At 48.7% G+C, this 16016-nt stretch carries 12 protein-coding genes and 1 pseudogene; 11 read left to right on the forward strand and 2 right to left on the reverse strand.

Annotation, left to right across the window (positions count from 1 at the left end; all coding sequences use genetic code 11):
• The 3 genes and pseudogenes from GVK32_RS05970 to GVK32_RS05980 all read left to right on the forward strand — a co-directional run bounded on the left by GVK32_RS05970 (nucleotide 1) and on the right by GVK32_RS05980 (nucleotide 5113).
• On the forward strand, nucleotides 1–2601 hold the full coding sequence (locus GVK32_RS05970; protein ID WP_159867098.1) for an alpha-L-rhamnosidase: 2601 nt from the start codon (nucleotides 1–3) through the stop codon (nucleotides 2599–2601).
• Nucleotides 2602–2712: 111 nt separating this feature from the next.
• Nucleotides 2713–3567, forward strand: coding sequence for a helix-turn-helix domain-containing protein (locus GVK32_RS05975; protein WP_159867101.1), 855 nt, complete (start codon nucleotides 2713–2715; stop codon nucleotides 3565–3567).
• A 462-nt stretch (nucleotides 3568–4029) separates the two neighbouring features.
• A pseudogene (locus tag GVK32_RS05980) lies at nucleotides 4030–5113 on the forward strand (IS3 family transposase).
• A 108-nt stretch (nucleotides 5114–5221) separates the two neighbouring features.
• On the opposite strand, the gene GVK32_RS05985 reads toward GVK32_RS05980, so the two are convergent.
• Nucleotides 5222–5812 carry a helix-turn-helix transcriptional regulator gene (locus tag GVK32_RS05985; protein ID WP_159867104.1) on the reverse strand — a complete coding sequence of 197 codons (591 nt, stop codon included), beginning with the start codon at nucleotides 5810–5812 and terminating at the stop codon, nucleotides 5222–5224.
• A gap of 931 nt (nucleotides 5813–6743) precedes the next feature.
• On the opposite strand from GVK32_RS05985, the gene GVK32_RS05990 reads away from it, so the two are divergent.
• The 7 genes from GVK32_RS05990 (at nucleotide 6744) to GVK32_RS06020 (ending at nucleotide 13584) form a co-directional block, all read left to right on the forward strand.
• Nucleotides 6744–7286, forward strand: coding sequence for a fimbrial protein (locus tag GVK32_RS05990; RefSeq protein ID WP_159867107.1), 543 nt, complete (start codon nucleotides 6744–6746; stop codon nucleotides 7284–7286).
• Nucleotides 7287–7470: 184 nt separating this feature from the next.
• The gene (locus GVK32_RS05995) at nucleotides 7471–8109 is read left to right on the forward strand and encodes a fimbria/pilus periplasmic chaperone (RefSeq protein WP_227697818.1); all 639 of its coding nucleotides are present in this window, start codon (nucleotides 7471–7473) and stop codon (nucleotides 8107–8109) included.
• A gap of 81 nt (nucleotides 8110–8190) precedes the next feature.
• Nucleotides 8191–10782, forward strand: a complete 2592-nt coding sequence (locus tag GVK32_RS06000) for a fimbrial biogenesis usher protein (RefSeq protein WP_159867110.1) — start codon at nucleotides 8191–8193, stop codon at nucleotides 10780–10782.
• On the forward strand, nucleotides 10782–11816 hold the full coding sequence (locus GVK32_RS06005) for a fimbrial protein (RefSeq protein ID WP_159867113.1): 1035 nt from the start codon (nucleotides 10782–10784) through the stop codon (nucleotides 11814–11816). The genes GVK32_RS06000 and GVK32_RS06005 overlap by 1 nt, the downstream gene beginning before the upstream one ends.
• A gap of 14 nt (nucleotides 11817–11830) precedes the next feature.
• Nucleotides 11831–12358, forward strand: a complete 528-nt coding sequence (locus GVK32_RS06010) for a fimbrial protein (protein ID WP_159867116.1) — start codon at nucleotides 11831–11833, stop codon at nucleotides 12356–12358.
• Between the two features lie 10 nt (nucleotides 12359–12368).
• Nucleotides 12369–12899 carry a fimbrial protein gene (locus GVK32_RS06015; protein WP_159867119.1) on the forward strand — a complete coding sequence of 177 codons (531 nt, stop codon included), beginning with the start codon at nucleotides 12369–12371 and terminating at the stop codon, nucleotides 12897–12899.
• Nucleotides 12892–13584, forward strand: a complete 693-nt coding sequence (locus GVK32_RS06020; protein WP_159867122.1) for a molecular chaperone — start codon at nucleotides 12892–12894, stop codon at nucleotides 13582–13584. The genes GVK32_RS06015 and GVK32_RS06020 overlap by 8 nt, the downstream gene beginning before the upstream one ends.
• 48 nt (nucleotides 13585–13632) lie before the next feature.
• Here the strand turns inward: GVK32_RS06020 and GVK32_RS06025 are convergent, their stop codons facing one another.
• The gene (locus GVK32_RS06025) at nucleotides 13633–14520 is read right to left on the reverse strand and encodes a LysR family transcriptional regulator (RefSeq protein WP_159867125.1); all 888 of its coding nucleotides are present in this window, start codon (nucleotides 14518–14520) and stop codon (nucleotides 13633–13635) included.
• A 549-nt stretch (nucleotides 14521–15069) separates the two neighbouring features.
• Between GVK32_RS06025 and GVK32_RS06030 the strand changes: the two genes are divergently transcribed.
• Nucleotides 15070–15993, forward strand: a complete 924-nt coding sequence (locus GVK32_RS06030) for a LysR family transcriptional regulator (protein ID WP_159867128.1) — start codon at nucleotides 15070–15072, stop codon at nucleotides 15991–15993.
• The last annotated feature ends 23 nt before the right edge of the window (nucleotides 15994–16016 follow it).

Below are 16016 nucleotides of genomic sequence, written 5' to 3' on the forward strand. Positions count from 1 at the left end.
ATGAAGTCTGCTGTTGTAGTAGATAAACCAACCATAGAATATCACCATAGCGCTGATCTAACTGGAATTGGTGAATCGTGTCCACGCCTCTCATGGAAAATACTCTCAGCGCCTTCAGGATTTGATCAAAAGGCCTATGAGATAAAAATCAATAGAACTAACAATGCAGGTGAGTCTTTCTGTCGATCGTTACGCGTACAGTCTACTGAGCAGATATTAGTTCCATGGCCCGACACTGCACTGACATCGCGTGAAAAAGTTGAAATTGCTGTACGTGTAAGTGATGGTCAAACTTGGTCTTCCTGGAGTGACAGCGAAACAGCCGAGGTAGGTTTACTTTCAGCTTCAGACTGGAAAGCCAAGATGATCGTTCCGCCCTTCCCTGCGGACCGTTTTATCCATGGCGATGTTCACTTGATCCGTAAGTGTGTTCAGTTAAAGGGTAACATTGCCAGTGCGCGACTTTACACAACCGCTCATGGCCTTTTTGAGGCCGAAATCAATGGCATCAGGGTCGGGACAGAAATCCTTCAGCCAGGATGGACCAGTTACCATCATCGTCTTCGTTATACAACTCATGACGTGACCAAACTACTTTCCGGCGGAACTGAAAATGTTCTTGGGTTCTGGCTGAGCCATGGTTGGTACAAAGGTAGGTTCGGTTTCCTTGGAGGAAGAACCAATATTTTTGGTGATAAAGAAGGCCTGTTTTCCCAACTTGAGGTGGTTTATACCAGTGGTATAAAAGAAGTTTTCTCTTCAGATGAAACATGGAAATTTTCAAAATCACCGATAACATTCTCCGGGATTTATGACGGCGAACATTATGATGCAGGTAAAGAACTCGCTGACTGGAGTGGTTCGCAGTACGATGACAGTGCCTGGCTATCTGCTCGAGTAAAAGTGTTTGACCCTTCTGTACTTACCGCCCCTGACGGTCCTCCTGTCAGATGTACTGAAATCATTAAGCCAGTGCAGATCACCCAGCTTAATAATGGGCGACACTTGGTCGATTTCGGACAAAACTTTAGCGGGCGTCTACAAGTTAGTATGAAAGGGGTCCCCGGTCATAAAGTTACCTTCCGACACGCAGAAGTTTTGCAGGGTGATACTATTTGCACCCGTCCACTTAGACACGCCCAGGCAACCGACAGCTATATCTTTGGTAAGAAACATTCCAACGTCGTCTGGGAACCGAAATTCACAATTCATGGTTTCAGGTACGCTGAAATAGAAGGCCTCGATGGTGATTGTGTACTGACTGACGTGGTAGCAAAAGTTTATCATTCCGATATGGCCAGAACGGGTTACTTCGCCTGCTCTAATAATGATGTCAATCGTCTGTTTGAGAATGCACTGTGGAGCATGCGTTCAAATTTCGTCGATATACCGACAGATTGTCCCCAGCGCGATGAACGACTTGGCTGGACCGGCGATATTCAGGTGTTTGGTCCTTCAGCTGCTTTTTTATACGATATCAGAGGCGTTATAGGAAGTTGGCTGAAAGATCTGGCGGCTGAACAGAAAGAATATGGCAATGTTCCTTGGTATGTACCCTACGTTCCCGGAGCGCCATGGCCACTTGAACAAGCAGGTAATTTGTGGGGCGATGTCGCAACAATTACCCCATGGGATTTATTCCAGTATTATGGTGATAAAGGAGTACTTGAACGTCAGTACACCAGTGCAAAAGCATGGGTTGAAAAAGTACTGGCTGATTTTTGTGATGACAACGGGATTGTCAGCAAAGGAGCACAACTCGCAGACTGGCTGGATCCATTAGCTCCACCGGATAAACCTGAGTTAGCTTTAACAGACCCTGCTCTCGTTGCAACAGCTTATACACTAAAATCCCTGAGGATACTGTCAGAAACCGCAGGGATTTTGGGGAATATTGATGATGAAAAGCATTATCAGCATCTTTTTGAGGCAATGAACAATATCTTCATTACTGCATTCTTTACTGACGAAGGAATCTCAAAAAATCGTACACAAACAGCATATGCCCTTGCCATTACCTTTGGTTTGCTATCCTATGCACAATCAAAAGTTGCAGGGGATGATTTAGCATCGCTGGTGCGCGCCAACGAAGGCAAGATCGCAACGGGGTTTGCCGGCACTCCTATTGTTCTGGACGCTTTGTCTCAGACGGGACATCTCAACGAAGCATTTATGCTTCTACTGTGCAAGGAATGTCCGTCATGGCTGTATCAGGTGAGTATGGGGGCGACGACAATCTGGGAACGATGGGACAGCATGCTTCCCGATGGGACGATCAACCCGGGGGAAATGACTTCTTTCAACCACTATGCGCTAGGTTCTGTCATCAAATGGTTATATCAGGTAATTGGCGGTATTCAGTTCACTGAACCAGGCTTCAAACGAATCAAATTCAAACCACAACCTGGTGGCGGGATTACAAAGTGTTCCACAAAATTCGACACACCTTATGGTCTGACGTCAATAAAATGGACATACTTAAATAACTATTTTGAAACAGAAATTATATTACCAGTAGGCTGCAGTGGGTGTATTGAATTGCCGGATGGCCAGGTTAAAGAAGTCACCAATGGCGTTCATTCTTACGCTGTAGTTCTCTGACTATCAGTGAAAGAGTCAGTTTTCTGACTCTTTCACTATTGGTGATCAAGCTTCAGCTTAACTTATTAACCTGCTATAATATTTTATCGCAGTCTAATTTGTGAGGATGCAATGAAGAAGTTTACCTCGTCAGATTTTTTTCTTTCAGAGCAACATGTATTTGCTTTATTTTGTCTCAACCAGAAAGAAGAACTGGATGTACACACTCATGAATTTGATGAGATTGCTATTGTCATTTCTGGTAGTGGCTTTCATATTCTGAACGATAAACCTCATTTCATTTCACAAGGTGATTTTTTTTACATAAACGCAAATGACATTCATTACTATGAATCCATTAATGACTTATCATTAATAAACATTCTAATTCGCAAGGATTTCCCAGCACACTTTATAAAAAATAAATCAATTGAAATATTAAAAAACAGTATTCTGACGCTAACATTAAAAAGCAAAACCCCCGTTCTAGACTCAAATAATTTGCATGAAATCATTTCCCTGTCTGAAACAATCAATGCAATGAATGATGACGAATTTTCGGATGGTTATTTCATGCACACAGAATCCATTTTGTTAAAAATAATAATGATTTTACTGCATAACACAAAGGCCAGACCATTATCTGTAATTGACAAAACTGGCAAGCAACTACTTATTGAGTATGTAAAAAACAATTACATGAATTCCTTTAATTGGAAAGATGCAGAATCCGAATGCGGTGTAAACAGAAGAACTATTTTCAGGTTTTTCAACGAAATATCAGGACTTACGCCTAATAACTTCCTACAACAATACCGTATTTATAAAGCGAAAGAATTTCTAAGAACCACCGATTATTCTATTTCTGAAATATCTAAAATGACGGGTTTCCTATATACATCACATTTATCAAAAGTCTACAGAAAAAAATTTGAGTTTACTCCATCTGAAGAAAGATCTTCTTTCATTAGCGAGCATTTTTTATAACAATATGATTTTACATCAGAGAGTCATGAATACTTCTGTCTGACTCATTCGTACCCGACGTGGATAATACAATCAAATGCAATTTATTGAATAGAAACAATTTTATATTATCTAAAAATTCAACCATTTTTAATGCACACTTTACCCTAACTGCTCTACGTTATAATTAAATTCTAAAAATCCCTTTTAGATATATAGCAAAACGAAGGCATTTATAGCGTACGGAAATGAATATTAACATACGCAATGGCATCAGCTTAACAAATTAAAATGCAGATCATTATTTATTAGATTAAAGTTCAAGCATAGGCTGATGACATGTTATTTTCACGAGATTAACATATTGATAAGTTTATCTTCCGAGTGAACTTATCAATAAAAAACAAACCAATGGTAATCCCCCCGAAAAAGCAGAGTGTTCATAAGTAGAATTTTCTCGTAATCTGAACTGAGGAGATTTCTATGAAAAAATCACGTTTTACCGACAGTCAAATCATGACCATTCTTAAGCAAGCTGAGGCCGGAACGCCGGTTGCTGAACTGTGCCGCGAGCATGGCATGAGCAACGCCAGTTTCTATAAGTGGCGCTCACGCTTTGGCGGTATGGATGCCTCGATGATGGCCCGCCTGAAAGAACTGGAAGAGGAAAATCGCCGCCTCAAAAAAATGTATGCCGAAGAGCGGTTAAAAGCCGAAATTATTCAGGAAGCTATGGCAAAAAAGTGGTGAAGCCATCGCTTCGAAAGCAGATGGCGCAGGAAGCTGTCAGGAGCCGAAATATCAGCATTCGCTTTGCCTGCCAGGCGTTTGTTGTCAGCGAAAGTTGCTACCGCTATCAGGCTAAACTGAGTGAAGAAAATGAAGCCATTGCCGACTGGCTGATACGCATTACTGACAGCCAACGCAACTGGGGGTTTGGTCTGTGTTTCTTGTACTTGCGTAACGTAAAAGGCTTTCATTTCAACCACAAACGAGTGTATCGAATTTATTGCGAGCTGTCATTGAACATGCGGTTCAAGCCAAAAAAGCGTCTGAAACGGGATAAGCCAGAACAGCTAACTGTGCCTGAAAGCGGTAATCAATGCTGGTCGATGGACTTTATGCATGACCAGCTATCGGATGGTCGTTCAGTGCGTTTACTGAATGTTATCGATGACTTTAATCGTGAGGCGCTGGCGATTGAGGTTGGTTTTTCGCTACCTGCCAGTCGTGTAGTCAGAATACTTGAACAACTCATTGAGTGGAAAGGGAAACCGACGTCAATAGGTATCACGGGCCGGAATACACGGGGAAGATGCTGATGTCATGGGCGGCTCATCAGGATATAACCCTTCGTTTTATTCAGCCCGGCAAACCTCAGCAGAATGCCTATATTGAGCGATATAACCGGACGGTACGCTATGACTGGCTGGGACAACATCTGTTTTCATCGCTGGATGAATTGCAGGACTATGCCACGCAGTGGCAATGGTTTTATAATAACGAACGTCCGAATATGGCGTTGAATGGTTACACACCGATGCAGCATATTCAGCGCATGACCTGATTCTACTTATCACCTCCGCTAAAAATGGGGGGATTACCGACTGAAGCCGGTTATTCCTGATTATGAATGGATCACATACGGGGAGCGGGTCATCACTCAGCTGAAATCTTACTTAATATTCAGGCTATGTAATAATTGAACTAGCTCATAATTATTTTGTAAGTTGAATTTACTCTTCATTGTCTGCTTATGGGAATAGACCGTTTTTTTACTTATGGAGAGTCGTTCGGAAATTTGACGTACAGACAGGTCATCAAAGATCAGCTTTACAACCTCTTCCTCCCTGTCCGACAGCTTATAATGTTGGCAGTTACGACATTTATCCTCAACATTCCCTCCCTTATTTTTTTCATTATACCTTAGCGACTGCTTTATCTTTCTCGCCACCGAATCTATGTGTTCATTACTTTGAATGATAAGCATATCCTTCATGCAATGCGTCAATCGACTGTATCGAAATTTATTATTCACTACCCCCACCAGTAACCGAGGATAGTGCATCATTAGCTTTGTATTGCAGATAAATCCATCCCCGGGAGCAAGTTGCAGGATCGCAATATCGGCGCTCTGCAACGTATTGACCTCCAGTCTGGATACCATTTCAATTACCAGTTGTTCCTTGGGATAAAGAGCCTGTAATAGTATCTCGACACCTTTATTAAAGTACTGGTTCTCATGCTTAATCATTACCTTCATCATCAACCTCAGCGAAAAAATAAAACACAGAGTTAACCCTGGTCAGATCATTGTCTATTCACGTAAGCCCCACCTTTATACCTGTTGAATTATGCTGGTAAAATCGTAACACAATCATTGTTTGCCTATCAATTAGATAAGAATATTCTGAACACCAGAAAAATCAGCATGGGATTTTTTTTAGTCTCTGAATTAATCAGAATAGTCAGCCGTAAAACGCTTAAAAAACCATTAACGAACATCATTACGTATATCAATCTCTTATCCTTCTATATTAAAGTCATAAATTCTGTTGGGCCTGAAAAAATAATAGCGCGATACCTCACTCTGCCAAAAACCAATAACCAATTGATTTATCGATATTTTCATGGCGATTTGTTAAAAAATTAAATAAACAAATTAATAAAGTCACACTTACCCCCAGGCATTTTTATTACCAAGCAGATCAGTCGGCAATTTTTTTAACTTTATTATTAAAGAAATTAAAATTTGCCTTTTTGGTTCAGGGAAATACCTTTGTTGTTGACATTGAGTTTCCGCCATCAGCTTGATCTGGATCGCAAAAATAAAATCCTATCAAATGCCACGCTTGAAATTTCAATGAAAGCTCTGCTCTTGCAATCAAAGTGCCGGCATTGATATTTGCCATTTCTCTTAATTATGTAATCAACGCATTTAAACTCCACACTTAATCCTTTTATTTCATGCAATTACAATTAACCTGGTAACCACACAGAAGCTATCTGATAATTTCATATTTGCATAACCTAAGTTGTTTTTCGTAATATCTTCGCTGTAGGAATCAGGCGGAGTTAACTATTTAAGTCGTTATCATTTACGCCACTACCCTTCTTCTATTAGAGGCTTCTCCGATGCTGTTAATAGAATAAGTCACAACCCGGATGTTAAATTTAATAATATTTAAGGATCTATTATGAAACTGAATGCAATTGTCTACACCACGTTGACTGCCGCCTTATTCGCTGCCGGCGCCGCGCATGCCGCTCCGGTCACCGTTTCTGGCGGGACCATTAATTTCACAGGTCAGGTTGTTGATGCAGCATGCTCCGTCTCCACTCAATCTGACAACCAGACCATCAACCTGGATCAGGTTCAGGCAACAAGACTGGCCACTCCCGGTCAGGCCGCAGGTCAGCAGCAGCCGTTCAGCATCACGCTGGAAGATTGCAACAGCGTCGTAAGCGCCAATGCGGGCGTGACCTTCAACGGCCAGGCTGACACTGACACCGTAACCGCGCTGGCGAACACCGCCGGCGCAGGCGCTGCCAGCAACGTAGCCCTGCAGCTGTATGGACCGGATGGCGCGGCACTGTCGCTGGGAACCGCTTCTTCAACCGTGACCTTGAATGATGGCCAGAACGTGCTGCCGTTCAGCGTTGACTATATCGCAACCGGTGCTGCCGCCACCGCCGGTAACGTCGCCGCTACAGCCACCTTCAGCATCAACTATTCCTGATTGATGGCAGACCCTCCGCGCCTCGCGCGGAGGGTGTTTTGGACTCTGCATACGGAAGGCCAGGAGTCAGTAGATAAGCAGCAAAGGGAGAACACCGATGAAGACAGATAGAGATATGAATAACCGAATGATGTTTTGCCAAAAATCGATAGCCACATTCTGTTCCGGCGGCCTGCTGGCACTGATGATGGTCTCCTCCGCCAGCGCAGGCGGGATTGCCCTCGGCGCAACCCGGGTGATTTATCCGCAGGGCGCCAGAGAAGCATCACTATCGCTGACCAATACCTCGACGAAAGATGTCTATCTCATTCAGTCATGGGTGGCGAATTTTAACGGTAGCAAATCAGCGGACTTTGTCCTGACGCCGCCGCTGTTCACTATGAAACCGAAAAAAGAGAACACGCTGCGCATTATGTATACCGGGCCGGCGCTGCCCACCGACCGGGAAAGCGTATTTTTTCTCAACAGCAAAGCTATCCCTTCCGTTGATAAGAACAGCCTGAAAGGCAATACGCTGCAGATTGCCACCCAAAGCGTGATCAAATTATTTGTCCGCCCGAAGAACCTGCCATCCACCTCAATGGATGCGCCAAAAAGCCTGACCTGTCGGGTTGAAGGCGGTCGGGTGACGGTAAAAAACCCCTCCCCCTATTACGTCAGCCTGGTGCAGTTGTATGTCGGCGGGCAGAAATTACCTAACTCAATGGTTTCGCCGAAAGGCTCGCTGACGGTAGATGTCCCGGGGCATAAAAACGGCGCGGTGAGTTTTCAGACGGTCAATGACTACGGCGCAAATACGGCAAAACAGTCCTGTGGCGCTTGATACCCCTCAGAACAACAGCAAGGAAAGTTAACGCCTTAAGGTATCACCCGCGAGCGGCGATGTCGGGAAGAAAGGGACCATATGTCAGTGCGAAATAAATATTATAAGATAGCGCCTTTGGCTATTACGATCGCAATAGCTTCTGCTCGCGGATACGCTGACGAATACTTTAACCCGGCTTTCTTATCCGACGACCCCGCTGCCGTCGCTGATTTATCCCGTTTTGAAGGGGGCACTCAGGCCCCCGGGATTTATCGCGTTGATATCTATCTGAACGAGACTTTTCAGGGCCGAAAGGATACCCAGTTCCTTGCCAGCAAAACCCTTCCCTCTGCCAGCGCAGATGATACCGGCCTGACGCCCTGTCTGACGTCGGCAATGCTCACCGCCATGGGAGTTAACACCGCAGGTAAGCCTGAGCTGGCGCAGGCCGACCCGGAAGCCTGCCTGGATATTACGACGGCCATTGAAGGGGCCACTACCCGGTTTAGCTTTGAGCAGCTGCGCCTGGATATCAGCGTCCCGCAGGCAATGATGAACAATTCCGCCCGCGGATATATCCCACCGTCCCAGTGGGATGAAGGGGTTAACGCCCTGATGCTGAACTATAACTTTACCGGGTCAGACAGCGACGACCGCCACAGTGGTTCCAGCAGCAACTATTTTCTCGGTCTCAATAGCGGTCTGAATCTCGGCCCATGGCGTCTGCGCGATTATTCCACCTGGAGCTACAACAACAGCGGCAAGCACAGTCGCAGCGACTGGCAGCATATTAATACCTGGCTTGAGCGGGCGATCGTTCCGTTACGCAGCGAACTGGCAATCGGCGACAGCACCACGCCGTCCGACGTTTTCGATAGCCTTGCTTTTCGCGGCGTACAGCTCGCTTCCGATGACAATATGCTGCCGGATAGCCTGCGCGGCTTCGCCCCGACCATTCGCGGCATTGCCCGCAGTCATGCTCAGGTGACAGTCCGCCAGAATGGCTATACCATCTATCAAAGCTACGTCCCGCCCGGCGCGTTTGAAATCAACGACCTGTTCCCGACATCGTCCAGCGGCGACCTGGTCGTGGAGGTGAAAGAGAGCGATGACAGCATAAACGTCTATACGGTCCCCTACGCCTCGGTGCCGGTGCTGCAACGTGAAGGGCGTATCAAATATGCGCTCACCGCCGGGAAATATCGCAGCAGCTCGGACCAGCAGAATGACGTCAACTTTGCTCAGTCGACGCTGATCTGGGGCCTGCCGGCTGGTTTTACCGCCTACGGAGGGACGCAGTTGGCGAATGACTATAACGCCTTCGCCCTCGGCATGGGCGTGAACATCGGCTCATTCGGCGCCTTATCGCTGGATGTGACTCAGGCCAACAGCACCCTGGCTGATGAGAGTAAGCACAGCGGTACGTCGCTGCGCTTTTTATACGGCAAATCGCTTAACAGTACCGGCACCAACTTCCAGCTGATTGGCTATCGCTACTCGACCGAAGGGTTTTATACCCTTGAAGAGAGCTCCTGGAAACGCATGAGCGGCTATGTGCGCACATCCCAGCAGGACGAGACGCAGAACGCCTCGACCGAGACCGATTATTACAACCTGGGTAACAACAAGCGCGACAAAGTCCAGCTCAATATCTCGCAGCAGCTGGGCAGCAGCGGCTCGATTTATATTAACGGCAGCCGTCAAAGCTACTGGCGGACCGGCGAAGTCAACACGCTCCTGCAGACTGGCTACAGCGGCAATCTGTACGGCGTCTCCTGGACGCTCAACTACAGCTATAACAAAGTCCCCGGACGGCACGAGGCGGATAATCGCCTCGCGCTGGGGATCTCCATTCCGCTGAGCCAATGGCTGGCGCCGGCGGGAGATATCACCCGGCAGCAGCATAACGCGTACGCCACCTATAACATCAGCAACGATACCCGCGGCCACACCACGCAAAATGCCGGCCTGAGCGGAACGTTACTGGACGATGACAACCTCAATTACACCATCCAGCAGGGCTACCAGAACCAGGGCGGCGGCGCCAGCGGTTCCGTCGGCGTCAATTACGATGGTGCATGGGGTAGCGCCAGCGCGGGCTACAACTACAGCGATAACGGCGACTATCAGCAGGTCAACTACGGGCTGAATGGCTCCATTGTCGCCCACCGTAACGGCGTGACCTTCTCCCAACCGCTGGGCGAAACCAATGTGCTGATCGCCGCCCCCGGCGCCGCCGATGTCAAAGTGGAGGGCAACGCTGGACTGCGTACCGACTGGCGAGGCTACGCCGTGGTGCCCTATGCCACCACCTATCGCCGTAACCGTATGGAGCTGGATACCACTTCGCTGCCGGATAACGTCGACCTGGAAGATACCGTGGTCAGCGTCGTTCCCACCCGCGGCGCGCTGGTGCGCGCTGAGTTCGCCGCCCACGTTGGCGCCCGCGTCCTGCTGACGCTGACCCATAACGGTAAAGCCGTGCCGTTTGGCGCCATGGTCAGCGCCGCGGAAGGAAACAGCAGCATCGTCGGCGATGACGGGCAGGTTTATCTCTCCGGCCTGCAGCTGAAGGGCAAGCTGACGGTACGCTGGGGGGACGGCGCCGAGCGGCAGTGCGTTGCGACCTACACCCTGCCGGATGATGCCGCCAGTAACGCCATCAACAAATTAACGCGAGTGTGTCTGTAATGAATCGTTACTCTGCCAAAAGTCTCTGCCTGCTGGCGCTGCTTATGCTGCTGACAGGCAGGGCCTGGGCCTATACCTACACCTGTAAACCGAAAAGCGGCACCCCGACCCATATCGGGGGCGATTTTGGCACCGTCAACATCATCGACGCCACCCAGAATACCGCGGGTCAGACCTTTGATGCGGCGGCGAGCTGGAAGACCGGACAAAAAATCCCGGTAAAATGTGATACCCCGAATAAGGGTTCCGGCCGTTATTTTAGCACAAGCTCCCCGCTACCCGTCAGCTCTAGCGATGGGTCTCGCACCTGGTTCCGGGTTAATGAGTACCTCGATACAGCCATTAAAATCGAGGTGGGGAGATTACGCTATATACCGTTTACCAACATCTACACGGCGATAGGCAATGATGCAAACGGTGCAGCACAGATGACCGCCGGCAATTCCGGGACTATCGATCTGAAAATTGTGCGGCCATTTGTCGGCACCACCTCGTTTGACAATATTCATATCGCCGACGTCTTCCTGCGCCACAAAGGAGCAACGATCCAAAGCCCGAACCCAATTGCCGAGGTCTATTTAAACGGCGTGGTGGTGGTGCCGCAAAACTGCACCGTTAACGCCGGCACCATTATCAGCATCGATCTGGGGACGGTCTATGCCTCAGACTTTAAGGCGCCTGGAGAGAAGCCGGCCAACTACACGCCGAAATCGTTTAGCTTTCCGATCCAGTGTAACTACGGCGCTTCGCTTGCCAACCTGACCCTGCGCGTTGACGGCACCGCTTCCGCGGACAACAGTAACGCCCTGCAGTCCGATAACCCGGATGTCGGGGTGATCGTCACCGATGGCGGCGGCACTATCCTGGCCCCTGACAACCTCAACAGTTCGCTGCCGCTGCAGTTAAACCAGATAGATAGTGACAACTACTCCACTACGGTGACACTGGAAGCCTATCCGGTAAATACCACCGGAAAGCCGCCTGCCGAGGGCACCTTCACCACACTCGCGCTGCTGCGCATCGACTTTGCCTGAGGAAGAACGGGAAGATGAAACGCAAATACCTCTGTACCATCCCTCTGGCCGGGCTATTTGCACTGACGGTAAGCGCCAGCGCTGCAACCTATAACCTGCAGATGACCGGCCTTATTCTCTCCCGCACCTGCGAAGTGGAGAGTAAAACGCAGACGGTGAATATCGGCCAGTTTGCCGCCAGCGATTTTAGCGCCGCCGGTAGCGTCAGCGCGGCAAAAGCCTTTGATATCAAGCTGACCGGCTGTGGCTCCGCCGCCACCGGCGCCCAGCTCAGTTTTTCTGGCGCCAGCGACGGAAATAATCCATCCCTGCTGGCGCTTTCTGATACCGCCGCCGCGGGCGGCATGGCCAGCGGCATCGGCGTTGAAATCCTCGATAGCAAACAGCAGACGCTGGCGATAAACAGTCCCTCACCGCCCTTTTATGCCCTGGATCCCGGCGATAATACGCTCTCCTTTTACCTGCGCTATAAATCCACTCAGGATGTGGTCACCGCAGGCAATGCCACGGCGGTGATGTATTTTGATTTGCAGTACCAATAAGGAGTGACCGATGACGCGCCCCCTTTTGAGCCATTGCGCTGCGCTATCCCTGCTCTCTCTGTCGGCAGCCCACGGCGCCGGGCACGACGGTACGGTCAACATTACCGGCACCATTGTCGATAAGACCTGTGCCGTGTCGGCGGACTCAACCACTCTGCTGGTGAAGTTTGGCGACGTCAGCAGTAAGACCTTTGCCCGTGCCGGGGATGGCACCCGCTACGAGCCTTTTACCATAAATCTGGAGAAGTGCGGGGCCGGCGCCAGCAATATCACGGTGACCTTTAGCGGTAACGCCGATGATCATAATCCCGACCTGCTCGCTCTCACGCCTGACGTGGGGGTAGCCACCGGTATGGCGATCGCGCTCTACGACCGTGAGAAAAACCTGATCCCCCTCGACCAGCCCGGCGGTGGTACCGACCTGATCCCGAACCAGGCCAGCGTGGCGCTGATATTTTATGCCCGCTACCTGGCCAACGGCGAGACGGTCTCTTCCGGCCCGGCCAATGCATCGGCCACCTTTATGCTTAATTATGCGTAATCTTATCCTTATTCTGTGCTGCCTTTGCAGCAGCGCCTGCGTGCAGGCGGGTGTGGTCATCGGCGGCACCCGCGTGGTGTATGGCGCGAAGCAAAGCAGCGTCACGGTGCCTTTGCGTAACAACAGCCCTTTTTCCTGGCTGATTAACAGTAAGATCTCGGCGGGGGGAACTTGGGCGGGCAGTACGCCTACGTCAGCAAACGCGCCGTTTGTGATAACGCCGCCGCTGTTTGCTCTTAAAGCCGGGCGAGACAGCACGCTGCGCCTTATTTATACCGGCGCCGATCTGCCGCGCGATCGCGAAAGTCTGTTTACCCTGAGTATCGCGACCATCCCCTCCGGGCAGGCCAACGACCACAGCGTGCAGATTGCCGTGCGTTCGCAGTTGAAGCTCTTTTATCGCCCGGCGGGACTGCAAGGTTCGGCGCAGAACGCCTATCGGCAACTGCGCTGGTCAAGGACCGGTCATCAACTACTGATTGAGAACCCAACCCCCTACTACGTGACGATTTCCAGCCTGCAGGTGAATGGTCAGGAGAGACGCAACGCGGGCATGGTGGCGCCGTTCAGCCAGCGCAAAATCAGCGGCTGCCAGCCGGCAGCGCCATGCGCCATTCGCTGGCAAGGGATTAATGACTATGGTCGGGTGATGCCGCAACAGCGTCGCGATATCGTTGCCCGATAACATCGGCAGCTCGCGGTGTGCGCGCTGCGTGGTGCCTGGCAGATAGTGTTACAGCGAATGCTGAATTCTTTCAATAACCCGTTGAAATGTCAGATCGTTGGCAAAAGCCTGGTGATAATGCAGGTAGCATTCATAGGTCATATGCAAATCGTCCGGCAGGCTGAAGATCCTGACCGGCAGCACCGCCTCCAGCTTACGACCAATGCGTACCGGCATGCGGCTAATCGCATTGGTATAGGCGCAAAGCAGCGTAACATTCAACGAGCTACTCGAAACCCATACCTTGTTTTGCCGATCGAACAGGTTGCGGAAGTCGCGGGTCTGGGCAATGTCCTCGCTGATAAAATGCATCCCGCGCGACCATAAAACATGGCCATTCTCATGCCAGTCTTTGGTGGTAAATTTTTCGTTAATCGTCGGATGGTCTTTGCGCGCAATCATGCCAACTTCGGAGGAAAACAGTTTCACCTGAACGATCGCACTATCCACCGGCAGCCGGGAGCCAATATCAATATCGACTTCTTTATTTCGCAGTCCTGCCAGACGCTGCGTATCGTCACCAACGGTAGAGACAAAACTCAGATCCGCCTCTTTTGGCGCAGATTTCCCCCACGCCAACGCCAGCAAAAACTCCACCAAAGAATAGGTACTGACAATAAAGGCCCTGTTAAGTGCCGATGAAGCGGACTCCTCGGGAAAATAGTCGGCCATCATGCTTTGATAGCGCTGACTGAGTTCAGTCGCCAGCGTATTCGGCTTCATCCCTTCCCGGGTGCGGAAAAAAAGCGCTGAACCGGTGGTTTTCCGCGCTTTATTGATGAGGTAGGTCACCGCACCGGGGGTGACCTGTAACATCTCCGCCGCTTTCGTCACGCTGCCAGCCGTACTCAACGTATGGATGGCTCTGAGTATTTTGATATCCAGTTCTAAGCTCATGTCACCTCGCTCCTCGACAGGCCGGTGAGCCGTATTTTTGCGCCACTTCTCCCCTCCTCGCCCCACATAAATTTAAACCGCCAGCCAGGCCTTTTCAACTCGCTATTAACGAACACATCAGGTTAGCGATAATCTAGCCATAGTAGCAGTAAACGGGCTGAACATTTGATTTTGCGGATAAAAGAGCGACGCCGCCATTTGAACGCCTCATGCTCGCCTCGCTATCGGCTGAAAAAATTTAATTTTAAATTCCGAATCTGGCGACAGAATCAGGACCCCGATTGCCGATATATTGTATTTTAGTATTTTCTATTTCACTTTTTAAACAAACTAAATAAAGACCAAAACCACAAACAAAACAATGGATTAAGATTTTTCTTAAAAGCACAATTCTACAGTACCGTTATCCAGATTTTTTTATGTATTGTTTGACATCCCTTTTCACACTACATTTCATGCAGGATAGTTCTTATTTATCATACGTTATTTCACACCTCGCCCTGTGCGTATATTTACTCGGCAACCGAGATCTTCATGGAGTATTAAAGCATGCCACAGACAATCGAACTAAAATTACTAAAAATCATCAATACTCTGGTTGTTTGTGGCAGCGTGAAAACGACAGCAAAGTTACTTAACTTAAGCCCTGCGGCGATCAGCTACTCGTTAAAGAAACTCCGCAACATTACCGGGGAACACCTTTTCATTCGCACCCGTAGCGGAATGAAACCCAACGCTACGGCTTATGAACTCAGCCAGAGATATCAAAAGTATTTTGCCTCTGATTTTGAAGAACAGGCACCAGAAAATCATCAGGACGAAAAGAAGCTAACGATTATGACCTACTCCCCGGTAGAGATGCTGCTATCAGAATCGATCGCCGGATTAAGCCAAAATTCGCATAAGTATCGCTATGTCTATTTGCCCTATACAATCGATGTTAATGCGCGACTGGACAATCTGGTGCATCAGAATGCCTATATTGATATCGGTGCCGAACTCCCACAGGATAAGGCATTTAGTAAAGTAAAATTATTTACTTCGGACATTTCGATCCTGGCCAGCATCAATAACACCACCATTCCAGAAAACTTAACCTGTGAAAATTTATATCATCTCAAGCATGCGGTCTGGTCCTCCCTTGGGGATTACTATTGTGAAAACATGCAGATTTCCAGCGCTGTGAAGAAATATGTTCAGGAACGCGAAGTGGCGATTGTCTCTGGCAGCATTATTAATATGGTAGAATTCTGCTCACGCAGCGATTGTATCATGCTGATCCCCGATGTTTTCATTCCTATGCTGATCAATGCCTTTCCGGTTAAGCGTCTTGAACTTCCTGCGCAACTAATAATGAAGCATGATTGCTATATGCACTTTAATAATAAAATTACCGACAATCCCGTGATGACCCGTTTGATTGATGACATTATCAACTCCGTCAAATCAACCTTTACCGCTCAGGCAACTTAGTTTCACCCTCTGAAAGGAATAAA

Source organism: Klebsiella sp. 18074, from assembly GCF_902705905.1.
Lineage (GTDB): Bacteria > Pseudomonadota > Gammaproteobacteria > Enterobacterales > Enterobacteriaceae > Klebsiella > Klebsiella terrigena.

Coding starts and splice junctions, on each gene's coding strand:
- GVK32_RS05970 (WP_159867098.1), top strand. CDS start 1: ATGAAGTCTGCTGTTGTAGTAGATAAACCAACCATAGAATATCACCAT.
- GVK32_RS05975 (WP_159867101.1), top strand. CDS start 2,713: ATGAAGAAGTTTACCTCGTCAGATTTTTTTCTTTCAGAGCAACATGTA.
- GVK32_RS05985 (WP_159867104.1), bottom strand. CDS start 5,812: ATGATGAAGGTAATGATTAAGCATGAGAACCAGTACTTTAATAAAGGT.
- GVK32_RS05990 (WP_159867107.1), top strand. CDS start 6,744: ATGAAACTGAATGCAATTGTCTACACCACGTTGACTGCCGCCTTATTC.
- GVK32_RS05995 (WP_227697818.1), top strand. CDS start 7,471: ATGATGGTCTCCTCCGCCAGCGCAGGCGGGATTGCCCTCGGCGCAACC.
- GVK32_RS06000 (WP_159867110.1), top strand. CDS start 8,191: ATGTCAGTGCGAAATAAATATTATAAGATAGCGCCTTTGGCTATTACG.
- GVK32_RS06005 (WP_159867113.1), top strand. CDS start 10,782: ATGAATCGTTACTCTGCCAAAAGTCTCTGCCTGCTGGCGCTGCTTATG.
- GVK32_RS06010 (WP_159867116.1), top strand. CDS start 11,831: ATGAAACGCAAATACCTCTGTACCATCCCTCTGGCCGGGCTATTTGCA.
- GVK32_RS06015 (WP_159867119.1), top strand. CDS start 12,369: ATGACGCGCCCCCTTTTGAGCCATTGCGCTGCGCTATCCCTGCTCTCT.
- GVK32_RS06020 (WP_159867122.1), top strand. CDS start 12,892: ATGCGTAATCTTATCCTTATTCTGTGCTGCCTTTGCAGCAGCGCCTGC.
- GVK32_RS06025 (WP_159867125.1), bottom strand. CDS start 14,520: ATGAGCTTAGAACTGGATATCAAAATACTCAGAGCCATCCATACGTTG.
- GVK32_RS06030 (WP_159867128.1), top strand. CDS start 15,070: ATGCCACAGACAATCGAACTAAAATTACTAAAAATCATCAATACTCTG.